This window comes from Micromonospora sp. NPDC050187, assembly GCF_044459745.1.
Taxonomy (GTDB): domain Bacteria; phylum Actinomycetota; class Actinomycetes; order Mycobacteriales; family Micromonosporaceae; genus Micromonospora.
Genome location: NZ_JBITJH010000002.1, coordinates 190633 through 206094 on the forward strand (window position 1 = coordinate 190633; position 15462 = coordinate 206094).

A 15462-nucleotide genomic window follows, 5' to 3' on the forward strand; every position below is an offset into this window, starting at 1 on the left:
GGACGGCCAGATCAGGGCCTGGCACAACGACCTCGGCTTCGCCGCCTCGCCATACGGGAACTCCGTCGTCATCGCGACCGGATTCACCGAACCGGCCAGGGTGCGCTTCGCCGACCTCGACAACGACGGAAAGTCCGAGCTGATCCAAATCCAGGCGGACGGCCAGATCAGGGCCTGGCACAACGACCTCGGCTTCGCCGCCTCGCCATACGGGAACTCCGTCGTCATCGCGACCGGATTCACCGAACCGGCCCGGACCGTATTCACCGACCTGGACGATGACGGCCGGTCCGAGATCGCCCTGATCCAGACCGACGGCCAGATCAAGGCCTGGCACAACGACCTCGGCTTCGCCGCCTCGCCATACGGCTACACCGTCACCCTCGCGACCGGATTCACCGACCCCGCGAGGGTGCGGTTCATGGATCTCAACGACGACGGCCGCTCCGAGATCGCCCTAATTCAGACCGACGGCCAGATCAAGGCCTGGCACAACTACAAGGGCTTCGACACCATGCCGTACGGCGCCGCCCAGATCATCGCGGCCGACTTCCTCGACCCGGCCCGCACGATCTTCATCTGATCCGGGCTCGGGTGCGCTCCGGTTTCACGGCCGGAGCATCCATCACACCGACAACGGCCGTCGTCCCACAACCGGACATCCGCTCCCGCCACCAGCACACCGAGGTCCTGCGGTATCACCCGCACACCGACGGCCCGCTGCCCGACGACCCCGCAGGCCAGTGGATCTGACCACCAATGGTCGGGCGGCCCCTCACGCACACATCTGAGGGACCGCCCGACCGCACCCGACAGTGATCCCGGCCGGGCCTCAGCCGGGCGTGAGCCAGCGGGACACCGCGTCGGTGAAGACCACCTCGTACGGAAGCCCTCGTAGGTCGTCCGCGGTCACTTCCAGGCCGCGAGCCTGGGCTAGCTCGGCCAGCCATGACCAGGGATGTTCCTCCGCGCACGCGTCGTCGTCGGGAAGCACGACGATCAGAACCTGCTGGGTGAGGCTGTCCCGGGCCTCGTGGAGCGGAACAGCACCGTCACCTGGGGCGCTGGTTGACCTGGCGGTGACAGTGAACCCACGTTCCGCGTGCAGGAGCACGCGCCGGCCGTTTTCCAGCATCGCGAACTCACTGACAAGGAAGCTTCGGGTGCACACGTCGTCGGGGTACTCCCCTCTGAGATCGCAGGTGTGGGCTCTGGTCAAGCCGACCATCTCCACAAGGGATAGATGAGCAACTCTTCACGGTGGGCATATGCTTTACGGTCAACGCGGGTGTCTGTTTGCTGTCACCGCCACCCGGGCCCCCGGCGAGGGGGCCGCCGCCGATCCCCGGGAATCGGTCCGGCCGGCCCCTGCCGGTTCCTGCCGGCGTCGATAAGGGTGCAGGCGAGCAGCAGGAACCGGACCAGGGGACCGATTCGTGCTGCTCGTGCTGTCACGATGTCCAGCTAGTGCCTCGTCATGCAGCCTTGAACGGGTAATCCGGGTGGCGGATCTTGGAGTTGATCGCGAACCCGGATTTCGGTCGGGTGTGTTGGTTGCGCCAGCGGATGTAGGCGCCGATTGCGGCGTCCTGCTCGGCGTGGCTGCGGTGGTCGGTGCCGTTGAGGGCGAAGTAGCGCACGGCGGCGAACTCGGCTTCGATCCAGTTCAGCCAGGACGCATACGTCGGCAGGAACACCAGGTCGACCTGGTTGGCGGCGCACCAGGTGCGGACCTCGGGGTGCTTGTGCGGGGAGAAGTTGTCCACGATCAGGTACAGCTTCTGGTCAGGCCAGCGGCGGCGCAGGGTCTTGAGAAATGCCAGGAACTCGCGCCAGCGTTTCCGGTCGCGGATGCGGTAGTGCAGCTTGCCGGTGGCCAGGTCGAGGGCGGCGATCATGTGCCGTACGCCCTGGTCACGGGTGTAGGTGGCTCGTAGTCGCACCGGGTGTCCGACAGGCTGCCAGGCGCGGCCGGGTCGGGGTTGGAGGTTCAGGGGTCCGAACTCGTCGACGCAGATCACCCTGCCGTCGGTGGGTGGGTGGTCGTAGAGGTCCAGGACCCGGTGCATCTTGGTGGTGAAGTCGGGGTCGGTGCTGGCCTTCCATGTTTTGGTGGCCTGCCAGGACACGCCGCGTTCGTGCAGGACACGGCGGATGGTCTCGACGCTGATCGTGGTGACGTAGCCGGCGTCGATGAGGTAGTCGCGCAGCTTGGCCAGTGACCAGCAGGAGAACGGTCGGCCGAGGAAGCGGGGGCCGCACCGGGCGATGACGCAGATCCAGTCTCTGGTTTGCTCATCGATCCGTCTCGGTGCGCCCCCACTCCATTTTGGGTCCAAAGCGTTGAACCCCCTGTCGTTGAACGAGTGGATCACGTCCCGCACGTAGTCCTCGGTCACCTTCAGCAGGTGGGCGATGTCCGGTGCTGGTTGCCCTTGGGCGGACATCAGCACCACGATCGCCCGCCGCAGCTTCACCGGGTCCTTCGCCGTGCGAGTGATCTTCTGCAACCGCTGACCCTCGGCCATCGACACCTGCCGAACGAACACCTCCGGCCGTCTACCCACCAGCCACCACCTCCCAAGGTCGAACCGATGGGAGACAGCCTGCCCGACAGATCCTCAGAACCAGCGGATTACACGATCAACGTTCCAAGACGAGGCACTAGCTGGCCGCGAGCGGGCGCCCACCAGAACCCGACACCGGGGGGGTGCCTACTCGGCGGCCGGGCGCAGTTGTACCCGGCGCAGGAGTTGGGCGTTGAGAGCGACGACGATGGTGGAGGCGGACATCAGCACCGCCGCGATGGCGGGGCTGAGGGTGATACCGGCCCAGGCGAGCACGCCTGCGGCCAGGGGCAGGGCGATCACGTTGTAGCCGGCGGCCCAGGCCAGGTTCTGGATCATCTTGCGGTAGGAGGCCCGGGACAGGCGGATCACTCCGGTGACGGCGCGGGGGTCGGAGGAGGCCAGGACGACGCCGGCGGACTCGATGGCGACGTCGGTGCCGGCGCCGATGGCGATTCCGACGTCGGCGCGGGCCAGGGCGGGGGCGTCGTTAACGCCGTCGCCGACCATCGCCACCCGCAGGCCCCGCGTTTGCAGGTCGGCGACGGCGTCGTCCTTGTCGGCGGGCAGCACCTCGGCGAACACCTCGTCCTCACCAGGGCGGAACCCGAGGTCGGCGGCGACGGCTTCAGCCACGGGCCGGGCGTCACCGGTAATCATCACGATCTTGCGGACACCCTGCTCGCGGAGCTCGGTGATGGCCTGCCGGGCCTCGGGGCGGACCTGGTCCTCCAGGGCCAAGGCACCGACAATCGTCGCCCCGTCGCCGTCGAGGCGCAACAGGTGAAGCACCGCCGCTCCGCGCCGCGACCAGTCGTCCTGGCGCTGTCGCAGGTGGTCGGGGACGGTAGCCCGCAGCTCGCGCAGCAGGGCGGGACCGCCGACGGCGTAGGTGGTGCCATCGACGTCGGCGCGAACGCCGCGTCCGGTCAACGACTGGAATCCGGTGGCCCGGCGGGTGATGCCCCTCTCGGCAGCCGCGGCGACGATCGCGCGGGCCAGGGGGTGCTCGCTGTCCGCCTCTACCGCCGCGGCGGTGGCCAGGACCTCGTGGTCGCTGGCGGCGCCGGTGGCGGCCACCCCGGTGACGACATGTTCGCCGCGGGTCAGGGTGCCGGTCTTGTCGAACAGCACCGCGTCGACGGTGCGCATCCGCTCCAGCGCGAGGCGGTCCTTGACGAGGATTCCGCCCTTGGCCGCCACTGCCGTGGACAAGGCGATCACCAGCGGGATGGCCAGACCCAGGGCGTGTGGGCACGCGACCACCAACACCGTGATGGTTCGGACGACAGCCTGGTCGAAGTTGCCCAGCACCGTCCAGGCCAACACGGTCACCACGGCGGTCACGGTGGCGATGTAGAACAGCCACGCGGCGAACCGGTCGGCCAGCACTTGCGCCCGACCGCTGGACTGCTGCGCCTGCGCCACCAAGCGCTGAATGCCGGCCAGGGCGGTGTCCTCCCCGACCGCGTCGATGCGGACCCGGATCGCCGCGTCAGTGGCCACCGTGCCGGCCACCACCCGATCGCCCGTAGCCCGGGTGACCGGCCGGGACTCCCCGGTAATCATCGACTCGTCCATCTCGGCACCGCCGTCGACGACCGTGCCGTCGGCCGGCACCCGTCCGCCCGGGCGGACGAGGACCACATCCCCGACACCCAGCTCGACCACGGACACCCGCTTCGGCTGGCCCTGCGCGTCGAGGCGCTCGGCGTCGTCGGGCAACAGCGCGGCCAGGGCCGACAGCGCACCCTGGGCCTGGCCGATCGCCTTCATCTCCTGCCAGTGCCCCAGCAGCATGATCGTGACCAGGGCGGCCAGCTCCCACCAGAAGTCCAGGTCGAACGCGCCCAACGAGGTGGCTAGCGACGCCACGTACGCCACGCTGATCGCCATCGCGATCAGCAGCATCATCCCTGGCGCCCGGTCCCGGACCTCCCGCACCGCACCCTGCAGGAACGGCCACCCACCCCAGGCGAACACCACCGTGCCCAGCACCGGTGCCACCCAGCCGATGCCGGGAAAGCCAAGCTGGTAGCCGAACCAGTCCATCACCATGTGGCTGGTCACCACGACCGGCACCGTCAGGGCCAAACTCAGCCAGAACCTGCGGCGGAACATCTCCGGATCGTGTCCGGCGTGCTTGTCATGCCCACCGTGACTGGAGCGGTGGTGAACTGCGTGGCCGTGTTGGTCGCCGTGGCGCCCCTGCTGCCCGCCGGTGTCCGTGTGACTGCCTGCCGGCGTCGGTATGGCCTGGTGTTCGTGCGACATCGTCATCGCCTCCCTCAGGGCAACGAACATACCCCCCAGGGGTATCGTTGGCTAGGCATGCCGATGTCTCACGGATCACTCACCACTCGGTGAGGGTGACCGCGCCGGCTCAGACCGCCTACGGCTACCCTCCGCAGCCGGCTCCATGCGCCACCGCACCCGCCAACCGAGTCCGAGACATTCGAGACGCGCCTACGCGCGTACGCGTGAGGCCGGGGCTTGTCCGCTACGACCGCAACCGTGGCTCGCTGGACCGCTCCCCCGCCCACCGCCTCGCCGCCCTCCACGCCGACCAGAACCGGCCAGCGCGTAATGCGCGTACTGATTCTTTTGGTGTAACGGGTGCAGGGTCTGTAGGCGTCAGTCACACGGCGCTGGCGGGGTCTGCCAAACGAACGTGCCACTCGGGATCTGGTGGGCCAGACGAAGCACCCCAAATTCAGGACAAGTCGGCCGCGCCCATGAAGGTTGTGCGAGGAGAAGATAAGGAGGAAAGCCGTTACTTGCACGGATACATACTGGACGGCGCCGCACGTCGATAGACGAGCAGGCCCACCGGCGAGGCGAGCTTGCACGCAATTTTTTCTCCTAATTGATGGTGGTCATCATTGCGCGTACGCCACATCAAGCGATTCGTCTACTTTTATATACCGACATCGGATCGTTTGCATTCAGCGCGGCGATTGCGATCGTTCCCTGGTGCTGCATCCGTGGCGCGGAAACGGACTTGTGCGCCGCCGTCTGCTATCTAACGGGCAGGGGCTCCGGACGGGTCTCCATCGCCGGGCCGACCTGTTGCAAGCCCGGCCGGCATTCCCGACCGATCCGCCGCACCAGCACGTGCGGCGCTGATGTGGGTGTTGAGGTTGTCCCACACGAGAACGTTCGGTCCGAGTTGCTGGCCTGCGGCATCCATCAGAGGGACGTAGTCGGTCTCGGCGAAGCCGCGCCGCTCGCCCCTGCGTCGCCGGCGGCGGCAGATGATTGCCGGCCGGGCCTGGCTGGCCGTGATCTGCCTACCGCCCTACGCCCCGGCCCTCAACGCCACCGAGGCCGCCTGGTCACACCTCGAACGCAGCATCGGCCACCTCGCCGTCACCGGCATCGACCACCTCCTCGCCATCGTCCGCAATCGGCTCAAACGCATCCAGTGCTGCCCCGACCTCCTCGACAGCTCTCTGACCCACAGCCCCTCGCACCCGACTCAACCTGATCTTTCAGGATCGTCAGCGGCCGGCACGTCGTCGCCCCGGCCGGGCCTGCCCAGCTACGGCGGCTCATGGCACCCGCCAGTTATGACAAGGACGCTTGTCCTCTCGGTGGCCGCAGCCACAGCGGACGTCGGCCGCCGTGACGCTGCGGCACTCACTGTCGGACACCGACTCCACCTATTTCCGGATAACAGCCGTCGGCTGAGCCGGCACCCATTATCAGCCTTTGTCGGATCGCCCTGCGCCGCGTCACTAATATCCGAGATGGGCTGTTTGATCACGCGGCCGGATCACCCTGGGTCATCAGGCTTCCTTTTCCTTTTCGCACCTTGACACGCGGAGGCGATCCGGCCACTCTCATTGGCATCCTGTTCGTGCAATTGTTGCGAGTGAGAGGGGAACGTTCATGGCTACCCTGGGACGGACGAACGAGTTCATCGCCGGCGGCGTCGAAGACGTCGTGTCCTTCCTCGGCGGTGTCGAGGACATCGTCGCCGGCTGAAACAACACGGCCGGTCCTCTGGTCGTCGGCGGAAAGTACGCCGGAGCCGACATCACCATGACCAGTTCGGGCCCGACCGTACTCTCGGCAGTTCCGAGCGCCAGCCCATGTCGACGGGCTGGCGCTCGGGACGGCAGCTGTTCAAGATTGAGCGCTTTTCATCGTGACGGTGCTGGTCACGGACGGTGCGGTGGGGCGGGATCGACGTAGGGCGAGGCTCCCGGTAAGACAGCAGTCGACCAAGATCCGATGCCCCAACCGGGAGCCTCGCTGTGCTGTCTTACCCGTCTGCGGTCGCGCTGTCCAGCCGCACCCTGAACCACCTCGCTGACCTCATCCGCGCTGAACGCACTCGGCGTCGGGGCCGGTGGTGGCGCCTCGACGCCGGCCGGCAGGCCCTGATCGCCCTGGCCCATCTCCGCAACGGCGACACGATCACCCGTCTGGCCTGCGGCTTCACGGTCAGCGTCACGACGACCTGGCGGTACGTCCGGGAAGCAATCGATCTGCTCGCGGCGCACGCCGAGGACCAGAACGCCGCCACACGGCGCATCGGCCGACTCGCGTACGCGATTCTGGACGGCACCCTGATCCCCATCGACCGGGTCGCGGACCAGAGGCCGTACTTCTCCGGAAAGCACAAGCGTCACGGGGTGAACGTGCAGGTCATCGCGGACTGCGCCGGACGCCTCGTCTGGGCCTCGCCTGCCCTACCTGGTGCTGTCCACGACCTGACCGCCGCCCGCACGCACGGCCTGATCGACGCGCTGAACGGCGCGAACGTCATGATCTTCGCCGACAAGGCCTACCAGGGCGCCGGCGGCGGCATCCGCACACCGTTCAAACGCCGCCGGTACCGGCCCGGACTGTCCCGCCGGCAGAAGACCGTCAACCGTCACCACGCCAAGATCCGGGCCGTCGGCGAACGCGCCGTCGCCACCCTCAAGGGCTGGAAAGTCCTGGCCAAGCTCCGCTGCTGCCCCCGACGCGCCACCGCGATCGTCCAGGCCATCCTCGTCCTACATCACGTCCAGACCAGTCGACACCCACGATGAAAAGCGCTCATTGGCATGGGTGCGCGAAGCGGTCAGCCCTTGACGCAGACCACCTGCTTGAGGTGGGCGACCACGTCGACTAGGTCCTCCTGCTGCGCCATCACCTCGACGATGTCCTTGTAGGCACCGGGGATCTCGTCGACCACCCCCGGGTCCTTGCGGCACTCCACCCCGGCGGTCTGGGCGGCCAGGTCCTCGGTGGTGAAGGTCCGCTTGGCCTGTCCCCGCGACATCCGCCGGCCCGCTCCATGGGAGGCGGAGCAGTACGCGTCCGGGTTCCCCCGCCCGCGCACGATGTACGAGCCGGTGCCCATCGAGCCGGAAATGATGCCGAGGTCACCGGCACCGGCCCGGATGGCGCCCTTCCGGGTCACCAGCACCTCCACGCCGTCGTAGGTCTCCTCGGCCACGTAGTTGTGGTGGCAGGAGATCGGCTCGTCGTAGCGAACCTGCGGCAGGTGCGTCCGCACCACGTCGCAGAGCAGCGCCAGCATGACGGCCCGGTTGCGCCGGGCGTACTCCTGGGCCCACCACAGGTCCCGCCGGTAGGCGTCCATCTCCGGAGTGCCGGCGAGGAAGACCGCCAGGTCGCGGTCGGGCAGGTCGACGTTGTGCGGCAGGCCCCGGGCCACCGCCATGTGCCGCTCGGCCAGTTCCTTGCCGATGTTGCGGGAGCCGGAGTGCAGCATCAGCCAGACCCGGCCCTCGTCGTCACCGCCCTGCTCCAGGCAGACCTCGATGAAGTGGTTGCCGCCGCCGAGGGTGCCCATCTGGTGCTGGGCCCGGTCCTTGAGCTGCCGGACCCGCCGGTCAAGGTCGTCGAAACGGCCCCAGAAGTCGTCCCAGCCGCGCTGCTCCAGGCCCCGCACCCGACGCGGGTCGACCATCCGGTCGTGCTTGGCGAAGCCGACCGGGATGGCCGCCTCGATCGCGCTGCGCAGCGCGGCGAGGTCGTCCGGCAGGTCGGACGCGGTCAGCGAGGTCCGCACCGCGGACATGCCGCAGCCGATGTCCACGCCGACGGCCGCCGGGGAGACCGCCTGGCGCATCGCGATCACCGAACCGACCGTCGCGCCCTTGCCGAAGTGGACGTCGGGCATCACCGCGACGCCCTCCACCCAGGGCAGCGCGCCGATGTTGCGCAGCTGCCGCAGGGCCTGCGCCTCGATGGCGTACGGGTCGGTCCAGACCCGGACCGGGGCCCGGGTGCCGGGCAGCGGGGTGAAGCTCATCGTCGTCTCCTGTGGGTCGGCTGGCGTAGGAAGAGGTCGCCGGCCGGGCACGAAAAAGCCGCCCGACCCGGCTGGGGTGGGCGGCGGACGTGCCGTCACTCGGGCGCTGTCACGCGCCGCCACCCCGGGAACGTTGCGGATACCACGCGACGCGACGCGCCCGCGCGGGCACCACGACCGGTCCACGCCGGCAGGGGCGTGGATTGCCGGTACGGGGCAGGCGGGTCACGGTGACTCCCGAGGATCGTCGCTGGACGGTGTCGTTCACGGTAGGGGCGCACCCGGTGCGCCCGCAACACATATCGCCGGGGCGGGACCGGGTTGGTCCCGCCCCGGCGGGACTCAGTGCCGGCGGACCGCCCGGTCGATGTCGACCGGCACGGCGGGCGCGCCGTCGACCGGGGCGGGGTCCTCGTCGGTCGGGGCGATCCCGGCGGCGGCGATCCGGTCCAGGGTGGCCAGCCCGGCCGGTTCGATCGAACCGAAGACGGTGTAGTTCGGCCGCAGCGTCGAGTCGGACTGGACCAGGAAGAACTGGCTGCCGTTGGTGTCCGGGCCGGCGTTGGCCATGGCCAGGGCGCCCCGGGCGTAGAGGCGGCGCTCACCGGTCGGGTCGGTCGGGACGGGCGGCAGGTCGGTGGGGAGTTCGTCGGCGTACCGGTAGCCGGGGCCACCCGAGCCGGTGCCGGACGGGTCGCCGCACTGCAACACCTTCAGCGTCGGATACGCGGTGAGCCGGTGGCAGGAGGTGTCGTCGTAGAAGCGGTGCCGGACGAGGTGCAGGAAGCTCTGCACGGTGCAGGGGGCCTGCTCACGGTCGAGGACCAGCGGGATCGGGCCCTGGTTGGTGCGCAGCGTGACCCGGACCGTCCCGTGGTCGGGGGTGCGGCGCGGGTCCGGGGGAAGCGGCACCGGACGGGCGGCCGGGTCGTCGGGGGTGGCGGTGTAGCCGCACGGGCCGGGCGTGGTCCGGGCGGGCTCGGCCGCACCGGCCGGCACGGCGACGCCGACGGTGCCGAGCAGCGCCCCGGCGACCAGGACACCGCCGAGGAGTCGGGCCCGGACGGGAGCGGCGGACGGTGGACGGGGGGTGCGCGACACGGGTCCTCCTGCACGACAGTGGGCGGAAAGATCGCAGTCTATGGACTCGGTTCCGGCTTGTCGACGCGACCGTCCACCCGGACCCGGTGGTGGCACCGGCACGTTCGGTGACGGATACCCGACACCCGACGGACGTGGTGGCGGCACGCCGGGCGACGCAGAATCAGCCCGCAGCGCATGTAGCCGTCGCCGAGCGGGTCGCCGCGCACGGGGAGGGACGGGAGCGAGCAGAGGATGCCGACACCGAGTCAACAGATGATCGAGCTGGGCATCGCCCAGGAGGGCGCGCCGGTCCTGGGCCGCCCGGCGGTGCCCTTCGCGCTGCCCGCCGAGACGCGGGACGCGCTCCGGGTGGTGGCCCGCCTGCGGGCCACGATGTCCCGGGTCGCGTCGGTGCATCCGTTCGCCAAGGGGATGGGGCTGGCCGCGCCGCAGATCGGCGTCGGCCGTGCCGTCGCGGTCGTCCGGTCACCGGACGGCACGGAACTGGTCCTGCTCAACCCTCGGGTGGTCGACGAGTCCCCGGAGGTCGACGAGCAGTTCGAGGGATGCCTGAGCTTCTTCGACGTCCGGGGTCTGGTCCGGCGACCGTCCCGGATCGAGGTGGCCCACCAGGAGCTGGACGGCCGGACGACGGTCACCGGCTTCCGCGACGGGCTGGCCCGGCTGGTGGCGCACGAGATCGACCACCTCGAGGGGCGCCTGTACCGGGAGCGGATGCCGCCGGGGGCCGAGCCGGTCCCGGTGTCCCGGTACCGGGGCACCGGGACCGGCTGGTCGTACGGCACCGCCGTACGACCAGCCGATCAGCGGGCCGCCGAGGGCCGGTGATCGCCGCGCTGGAGCGGCCGGCAGCGGACCGGGCTCGGCACCAGCGATCGGTGACATCCGTGGTGGGAATCTGCGCCGTGCGAGAGCTCAGGCGACGTGACGGTTCGCGAGTGTCACGCCGGCCTCGATCGCTGCCTCCTCGGCGGTCTTGCGCATCATCGCTGCCACCTCGGAGAACTCGTCGAGGGCCGGGTTCACGCCGACCAGGGTGAATTCGCGCTCGACGACCGTGAGGTCGGCGCCCCAGACGTCGACGAGGATCCGGCGGAGGTAGTCGCTGTTGTGGTCCCAGCCCTCGCGCGGGGTGCCCGGTCCGTAGGCGCCGCCGCGAGTGGTGATCAGGACGGTCGGCGTCCCATCGAGCAGACGGGTGCCCTGGGGTGCCCCGGCGAGGGCTAGGTCGAACCAGGTCTTCGCATGCTGCGAGATGCCGTAGTTGTAGAGCGGCAGGGCGAGCACGGCGCTCCTGGCCTGCTGCAACTCGGTGGCGAGCCGCTCGGCGGTGGCGAGCGCCTCGCGCTGGGCGGGGGTGCGGTCCCCGTCCGGTGTGAAGCTACCGGAGATCGCGGCGGCCCAGGCGTCTGCGGGCAGGGGGTCCTGACCGAGGTGACGCCGCACGACCGGCACCTCGGGGCGCGCGGTGGTGAACTTGTCGAGGACGAGGTCGGCAAGTGCGCCACTGGCGGAGCGGTCGCCCTGGATGCTGGCGTCGACGCGGAGCATGGACATGCGGATCTCCCGGTGAACGAGGGCTTGAATGTTCAAGTAGACGCTACCACTCCTACTTGAATGTTCAAGCAACCGGTAGGATTCCTCCTGTGAGTACCGACAGCACCAACGAAACCGTGGCCTCGGGCGACGTGCCGTGGCTGTCGCCTGACCAGCAGCGCGACTGGCGCGCCCTGGTCGTACTGCTGGCGACCCTGCCGTCGGCGCTCGACGCGCAACTCAAGCAGGACGCGGGCGTGAACGTTTTCGAGTACCAGGTACTCGCCGCTCTGTCCGAAGCGTCCGACCGCACGCTGGGGCTCACCGAGCTGGCCATCTCGGCCCAGGGGTCACTCTCCCGGCTCTCCCACGCGATCACCCGGCTCGAACGGTCCGGATGGGTGGAGCGGCGCCACCTCGCCGACGGTTGCCGGCGCGCGAAGGCCCTGCTCACCGACACCGGTCTGGCAAAGCTCCAGGAGATCGCCCCGGGTCACGTCCGCGAGGCGCGTCGTCTCGTCATCGACGTGCTCACCCCGGAGCAACTCACCGCGCTCGGCGACGCCGCCAGAGCCATCACCGCCGCCACGACGGCCGATGCGCCGAAGGCGTTCCGGGAGGTCAGCGACTGCTGACCCGGCACCCCGACACCGCCGGACCAGGCGCGGCACCGGCCGGGTGACCAGGGGACGAGGGTGACGGCGGGTTCGGCCCCGAGCCGGCTCGGGGCCGAACCGTGGAGTACGGCGTCGACGGCTCCGTGCCCGTCACTGTGACCGGGGTGCCGGGATCGTCGCCTCGGCCAGCCCCCGGGACCGCAGGTAGTCGTACAGGGCCGCCGAGGCGCCCAGCCGGGCGAGGCTGCGCCGGTGCAGTTCCTGCTCGCGACGGGCCAGTTCGGCCCGCACCCGCTGCGGGCTGCCGGTCGTGCGCAGTTCCCCGAGCACCGACGCGACGATGTCGAACGGGTAGCCGCCCCGGCGCAGCAGCGCCACGACCTGGGCCGCCCGCAGCTCGGCCGCGTCGTAGAGCCGGTACGTCGTGCCCCGTTCCCGCACCGGCCGCAGCAGCCCACGCCGCTCCCAGAGGCGCAGCAGGGAGGTCCGGACCCCGACCAGGTCGGCGACCTCGCCGATACGCACGCCCCGGCGGCGGGCCGGCACGGTCACCGCCGGGCCGGCCACCACGGTGTCGAATGCGCCGAGCACCCGCCGGATCTCGGCCCGCTCCCGGTCCAGCTCGGCGTGCCCCTGGTCGAGCGCCGCCAGCGCCGCCCCCAGGTCTCCCGCGTGCACCGCAGCCATGATCAACCGGGTCCGGGCCCACCCGTGCCCCTCGGCCATCCGCCGCACGACCACCAGCGCCTCGGCGTGCGCGGCGGTGAAGACGCGGTAGCCGGCGGGGGTGCGGGTCACCGGCGGAAGGACCCCGAGGTCGACGTAGTTGCGGACCTGCTGCACCGAGATCCCGGCGCTCGCCGCGAGGTCCACGGCGCGCAGCCGCGACGGTTCCACCACCGGCCCACCCTAGCGTCTCCCCTTCGGTTGAGACTTTTCCGCCCTTTCTATCGGCGATCACCGGGGCTAGCCCGCGAAACCCTCAACGCGCTGGTCAATGGGAGAATGTAATCCCGCCAGCTCATCGCGTAGCTCGGGCGGGATGCACCCTGCCCGGAAAGGGTGACCATGCAGCAGCCGACACGCGCCGCCGACAGCCACGACATGATCGAGGTACGCGGCGCCCGGGAGAACAACCTCGCCTCGGTCTCGGTCGACATCCCCAAACGCCGACTCACCGTCTTCACCGGGGTCTCCGGATCCGGCAAGAGCTCACTGGTCTTCGGGACCATCGCCGCCGAGTCGCAGCGGCTGATCAACGAGACGTACACCGCCTTCCTCCAGTCCTTCATGCCGAGCATCGGCCGACCCGACGTGGACGCGCTGCGCAACCTCAGCGCCGCGATCGTCATCGACCAGGAGCGGATGGGCGCCAACTCCCGCTCCACCGTGGGCACCGCCACCGACGCGTACGCGATGCTGCGGATCCTGTTCAGCCGGCTCGGCACCCCGTACGTCGGCACGTCGAGCGCGTTCAGCTTCAACACACCGGACGGGATGTGCCCGACCTGCGAGGGGCTCGGCCGGGTCTCCGACGTGGACGTGCACCAGCTCGTCGACGTGGAACGCTCGCTCAACGACGGCGCGATCACGGTGCCGAACTTCGGCGTCGACTCGTGGTACTGGCGGGTCATCGCGCAGTCCGGGCTCGTCGACCCGGATCTGAAGGTGCAGGACTTCCCGCCGCAGATGTGGCAGGACTTCCTCTACAAGGAACCCACCAAGCTCAAGGTCGGTGGCAGCACCCTCAGCTACGAGGGACTCGTGGTCAAGGTACGCCGGCTCTACCTGGCCAAGGACCGCGAGGCGATGCAACCGCACATCCGGGCGTTCGTGGACCGGGCGGTCGCCTTCACCACCTGCCCGGACTGCGATGGCAGCCGCCTCAACGCCGCCGCCCGTTCGGCGCAGGTCGCCGGACGCACCATCGCCGAATGCTCGTCCATGCAGATCAGCGACCTGGCGGCGGTCGTCCGGGGACTGACCGAGCCGTCCGTCGCACCGCTGGTCACCACCCTCCGGGAGACCCTCGACTCGCTGGTGGAGATCGGGCTGGGTTACCTCAGCCTCGACCGGGAGTCGGGCACCCTCTCCGGCGGCGAGGCGCAGCGGGTCAAGATGGTCCGCCATCTCGGCTCCAGCCTCAGCGACGTCACGTACGTCTTCGACGAGCCGACCGTCGGACTGCACCCGCACGACATCGACCGGATGAACGACCTGCTGCTGCGGCTGCGGGACAAGGGCAACACCGTGCTGGTGGTCGAGCACAAGCCGGAGACCATCGCCATCGCCGACCACGTGGTCGACCTCGGCCCCGGCGCGGGACCGGCCGGGGGACGGATCTGCTACACCGGCGACGTCGCCGGGCTGCGCCGCGCGGACACGCTCACCGGACGGCACCTCGACCACCGGGTCACCCTGCGCGACCGGGTCCGCCCGCACCGGGGCCGGCTGGAGATCCGTGGCGCGGACCTGCACAACCTGCGGGACGTCGACGTCGACATCCCGCTCGGCGTGCTGACCGTGGTCACCGGGGTGGCCGGATCGGGCAAGAGTTCCCTGATCCACGGCTCGCTGTCCGGCCGGGACGGCGTGGTGGTGGTCGACCAGTCGCCGATCCGGGGCTCCCGGCGCAGCAACCCGGCGACGTACACCGGTCTGCTCGACCCGGTCCGGGCCGCGTTCGCGCGGGCCAACGGGGTCCGCGCCGCGCTGTTCAGCGCCAACTCCGAGGGAGCCTGCCCGGCCTGCAAGGGCATCGGGCTGATCTGGACGGACCTGGCGATGATGGCCGGGGTGTCGTCGGTCTGCGAGCAGTGCGAGGGCCGGCGGTTCACCCGGGAGGTGCTGACCTACCGGCTGCGCGGGAAGAACATCAGCGAGGTCCTCGCGATGTCGGTCGCCGAGGCCCGGGACTTCTTCCCCTCCGGACCGGCCCGGGTCGTCCTCGACCGGCTCGCCGACGTCGGTCTCGGCTACCTCGGCCTCGGCCAGCCGCTCACCACCCTCTCCGGGGGCGAGCGGCAGCGGCTCAAACTGGCCATCCACATGGCCGAGCGGTCCAGCGTCTACGTGCTCGACGAGCCCACCACCGGTCTGCACCTGGCCGACGTCGACCAGTTGCTGGCCCTGCTGGACCGGCTGGTCGAGGGCGGCAACACGGTGATCGTCATCGAGCACCACCAGGCGGTGATGGCGCACGCCGACTGGCTGGTCGACATCGGGCCGGGAGCCGGACACGACGGGGGCCGGGTGGTGTTCACCGGCACCCCCGCCGACCTGGTCGGGCAGGCCGACACGGTGACCGCCCGGCACCTGCGCCGCTACCTCGGCCGCTGACCGGCACACCGGACGCACGTCGCCC

At 70.0% G+C, this 15462-nt stretch carries 13 protein-coding genes; 5 read left to right on the forward strand and 8 right to left on the reverse strand.

Going from position 1 to position 15462, the window contains the following annotated elements; translation table 11 throughout:
* The coding region (locus tag ACIBJE_RS04045) for an FG-GAP-like repeat-containing protein (RefSeq protein WP_396742529.1) at positions 1-583 on the forward strand (583 nt) is incomplete at its 5' end.
* 249 nt (positions 584-832) lie between these two features.
* Here the strand turns inward: ACIBJE_RS04045 and ACIBJE_RS04050 are convergent.
* The 4 genes from ACIBJE_RS04050 to ACIBJE_RS04065 all read right to left on the reverse strand — a co-directional run bounded on the left by ACIBJE_RS04050 (position 833) and on the right by ACIBJE_RS04065 (position 6028).
* Positions 833-1228, reverse strand: a complete 396-nt coding sequence (locus ACIBJE_RS04050) for a hypothetical protein (RefSeq protein WP_396742531.1) — start codon at positions 1226-1228, stop codon at positions 833-835.
* 247 nt (positions 1229-1475) lie between these two features.
* Positions 1476-2567, reverse strand: a complete 1092-nt coding sequence (locus tag ACIBJE_RS04055) for an IS630 family transposase (protein ID WP_396742533.1) — start codon at positions 2565-2567, stop codon at positions 1476-1478.
* Positions 2568-2714: 147 nt separating this feature from the next.
* Positions 2715-4688, reverse strand: a complete 1974-nt coding sequence (locus tag ACIBJE_RS04060; RefSeq protein ID WP_396742535.1) for a heavy metal translocating P-type ATPase — start codon at positions 4686-4688, stop codon at positions 2715-2717.
* Positions 4689-5902: 1214 nt separating this feature from the next.
* Positions 5903-6028 carry a hypothetical protein gene (locus tag ACIBJE_RS04065; protein WP_396742537.1) on the reverse strand — a complete coding sequence of 42 codons (126 nt, stop codon included), beginning with the start codon at positions 6026-6028 and terminating at the stop codon, positions 5903-5905.
* A gap of 798 nt (positions 6029-6826) precedes the next feature.
* Here ACIBJE_RS04065 and ACIBJE_RS04070 point away from each other — a divergent pair.
* Positions 6827-7609, forward strand: coding sequence for a transposase family protein (locus tag ACIBJE_RS04070; RefSeq protein WP_396742539.1), 783 nt, complete (start codon positions 6827-6829; stop codon positions 7607-7609).
* 32 nt (positions 7610-7641) lie between these two features.
* Here ACIBJE_RS04070 and ACIBJE_RS04075 read toward each other — a convergent pair whose 3' ends face one another.
* Together ACIBJE_RS04075 and ACIBJE_RS04080 are read right to left on the reverse strand one after the other, a co-directional pair.
* Entirely contained in the window at positions 7642-8841 is a 1200-nt protein-coding gene (locus ACIBJE_RS04075; RefSeq protein ID WP_396742541.1) for an RtcB family protein, read from the reverse strand.
* A gap of 342 nt (positions 8842-9183) precedes the next feature.
* The gene (locus ACIBJE_RS04080) at positions 9184-9942 is read right to left on the reverse strand and encodes a peptidylprolyl isomerase (protein ID WP_396742543.1); all 759 of its coding nucleotides are present in this window, start codon (positions 9940-9942) and stop codon (positions 9184-9186) included.
* 234 nt (positions 9943-10176) lie between these two features.
* Here ACIBJE_RS04080 and ACIBJE_RS04085 point away from each other — a divergent pair, with 234 nt between their 5' ends.
* Entirely contained in the window at positions 10177-10773 is a 597-nt protein-coding gene (locus ACIBJE_RS04085) for a peptide deformylase (RefSeq protein WP_396742545.1), read from the forward strand.
* A gap of 87 nt (positions 10774-10860) precedes the next feature.
* On the opposite strand, the gene ACIBJE_RS04090 is transcribed toward ACIBJE_RS04085, so the two are convergent.
* Positions 10861-11502, reverse strand: a complete 642-nt coding sequence (locus ACIBJE_RS04090) for an FMN-dependent NADH-azoreductase (protein ID WP_396742547.1) — start codon at positions 11500-11502, stop codon at positions 10861-10863.
* 89 nt (positions 11503-11591) lie between these two features.
* Between ACIBJE_RS04090 and ACIBJE_RS04095 the strand changes: the two genes are divergently transcribed.
* Entirely contained in the window at positions 11592-12116 is a 525-nt protein-coding gene (locus tag ACIBJE_RS04095) for a MarR family winged helix-turn-helix transcriptional regulator (protein WP_396742549.1), read from the forward strand.
* 132 nt (positions 12117-12248) lie between these two features.
* On the opposite strand, the gene ACIBJE_RS04100 is transcribed toward ACIBJE_RS04095, so the two are convergent.
* Positions 12249-12998 carry a MerR family transcriptional regulator gene (locus ACIBJE_RS04100; protein WP_396742550.1) on the reverse strand — a complete coding sequence of 250 codons (750 nt, stop codon included), beginning with the start codon at positions 12996-12998 and terminating at the stop codon, positions 12249-12251.
* A gap of 168 nt (positions 12999-13166) precedes the next feature.
* On the opposite strand from ACIBJE_RS04100, the gene ACIBJE_RS04105 reads away from it, so the two are divergent.
* On the forward strand, positions 13167-15437 hold the full coding sequence (locus ACIBJE_RS04105) for an ATP-binding cassette domain-containing protein (protein WP_396742552.1): 2271 nt from the start codon (positions 13167-13169) through the stop codon (positions 15435-15437).
* Positions 15438-15462: the final 25 nt, after the last annotated feature.

Coding starts and splice junctions, on each gene's coding strand:
- ACIBJE_RS04085 (WP_396742545.1), top strand. CDS start 10,177: ATGCCGACACCGAGTCAACAGATGATCGAGCTGGGCATCGCCCAGGAG.
- ACIBJE_RS04105 (WP_396742552.1), top strand. CDS start 13,167: ATGCAGCAGCCGACACGCGCCGCCGACAGCCACGACATGATCGAGGTA.
- ACIBJE_RS04060 (WP_396742535.1), bottom strand. CDS start 4,688: ATGTTCCGCCGCAGGTTCTGGCTGAGTTTGGCCCTGACGGTGCCGGTC.
- ACIBJE_RS04090 (WP_396742547.1), bottom strand. CDS start 11,502: ATGTCCATGCTCCGCGTCGACGCCAGCATCCAGGGCGACCGCTCCGCC.
- ACIBJE_RS04050 (WP_396742531.1), bottom strand. CDS start 1,228: ATGGTCGGCTTGACCAGAGCCCACACCTGCGATCTCAGAGGGGAGTAC.
- ACIBJE_RS04075 (WP_396742541.1), bottom strand. CDS start 8,841: ATGAGCTTCACCCCGCTGCCCGGCACCCGGGCCCCGGTCCGGGTCTGG.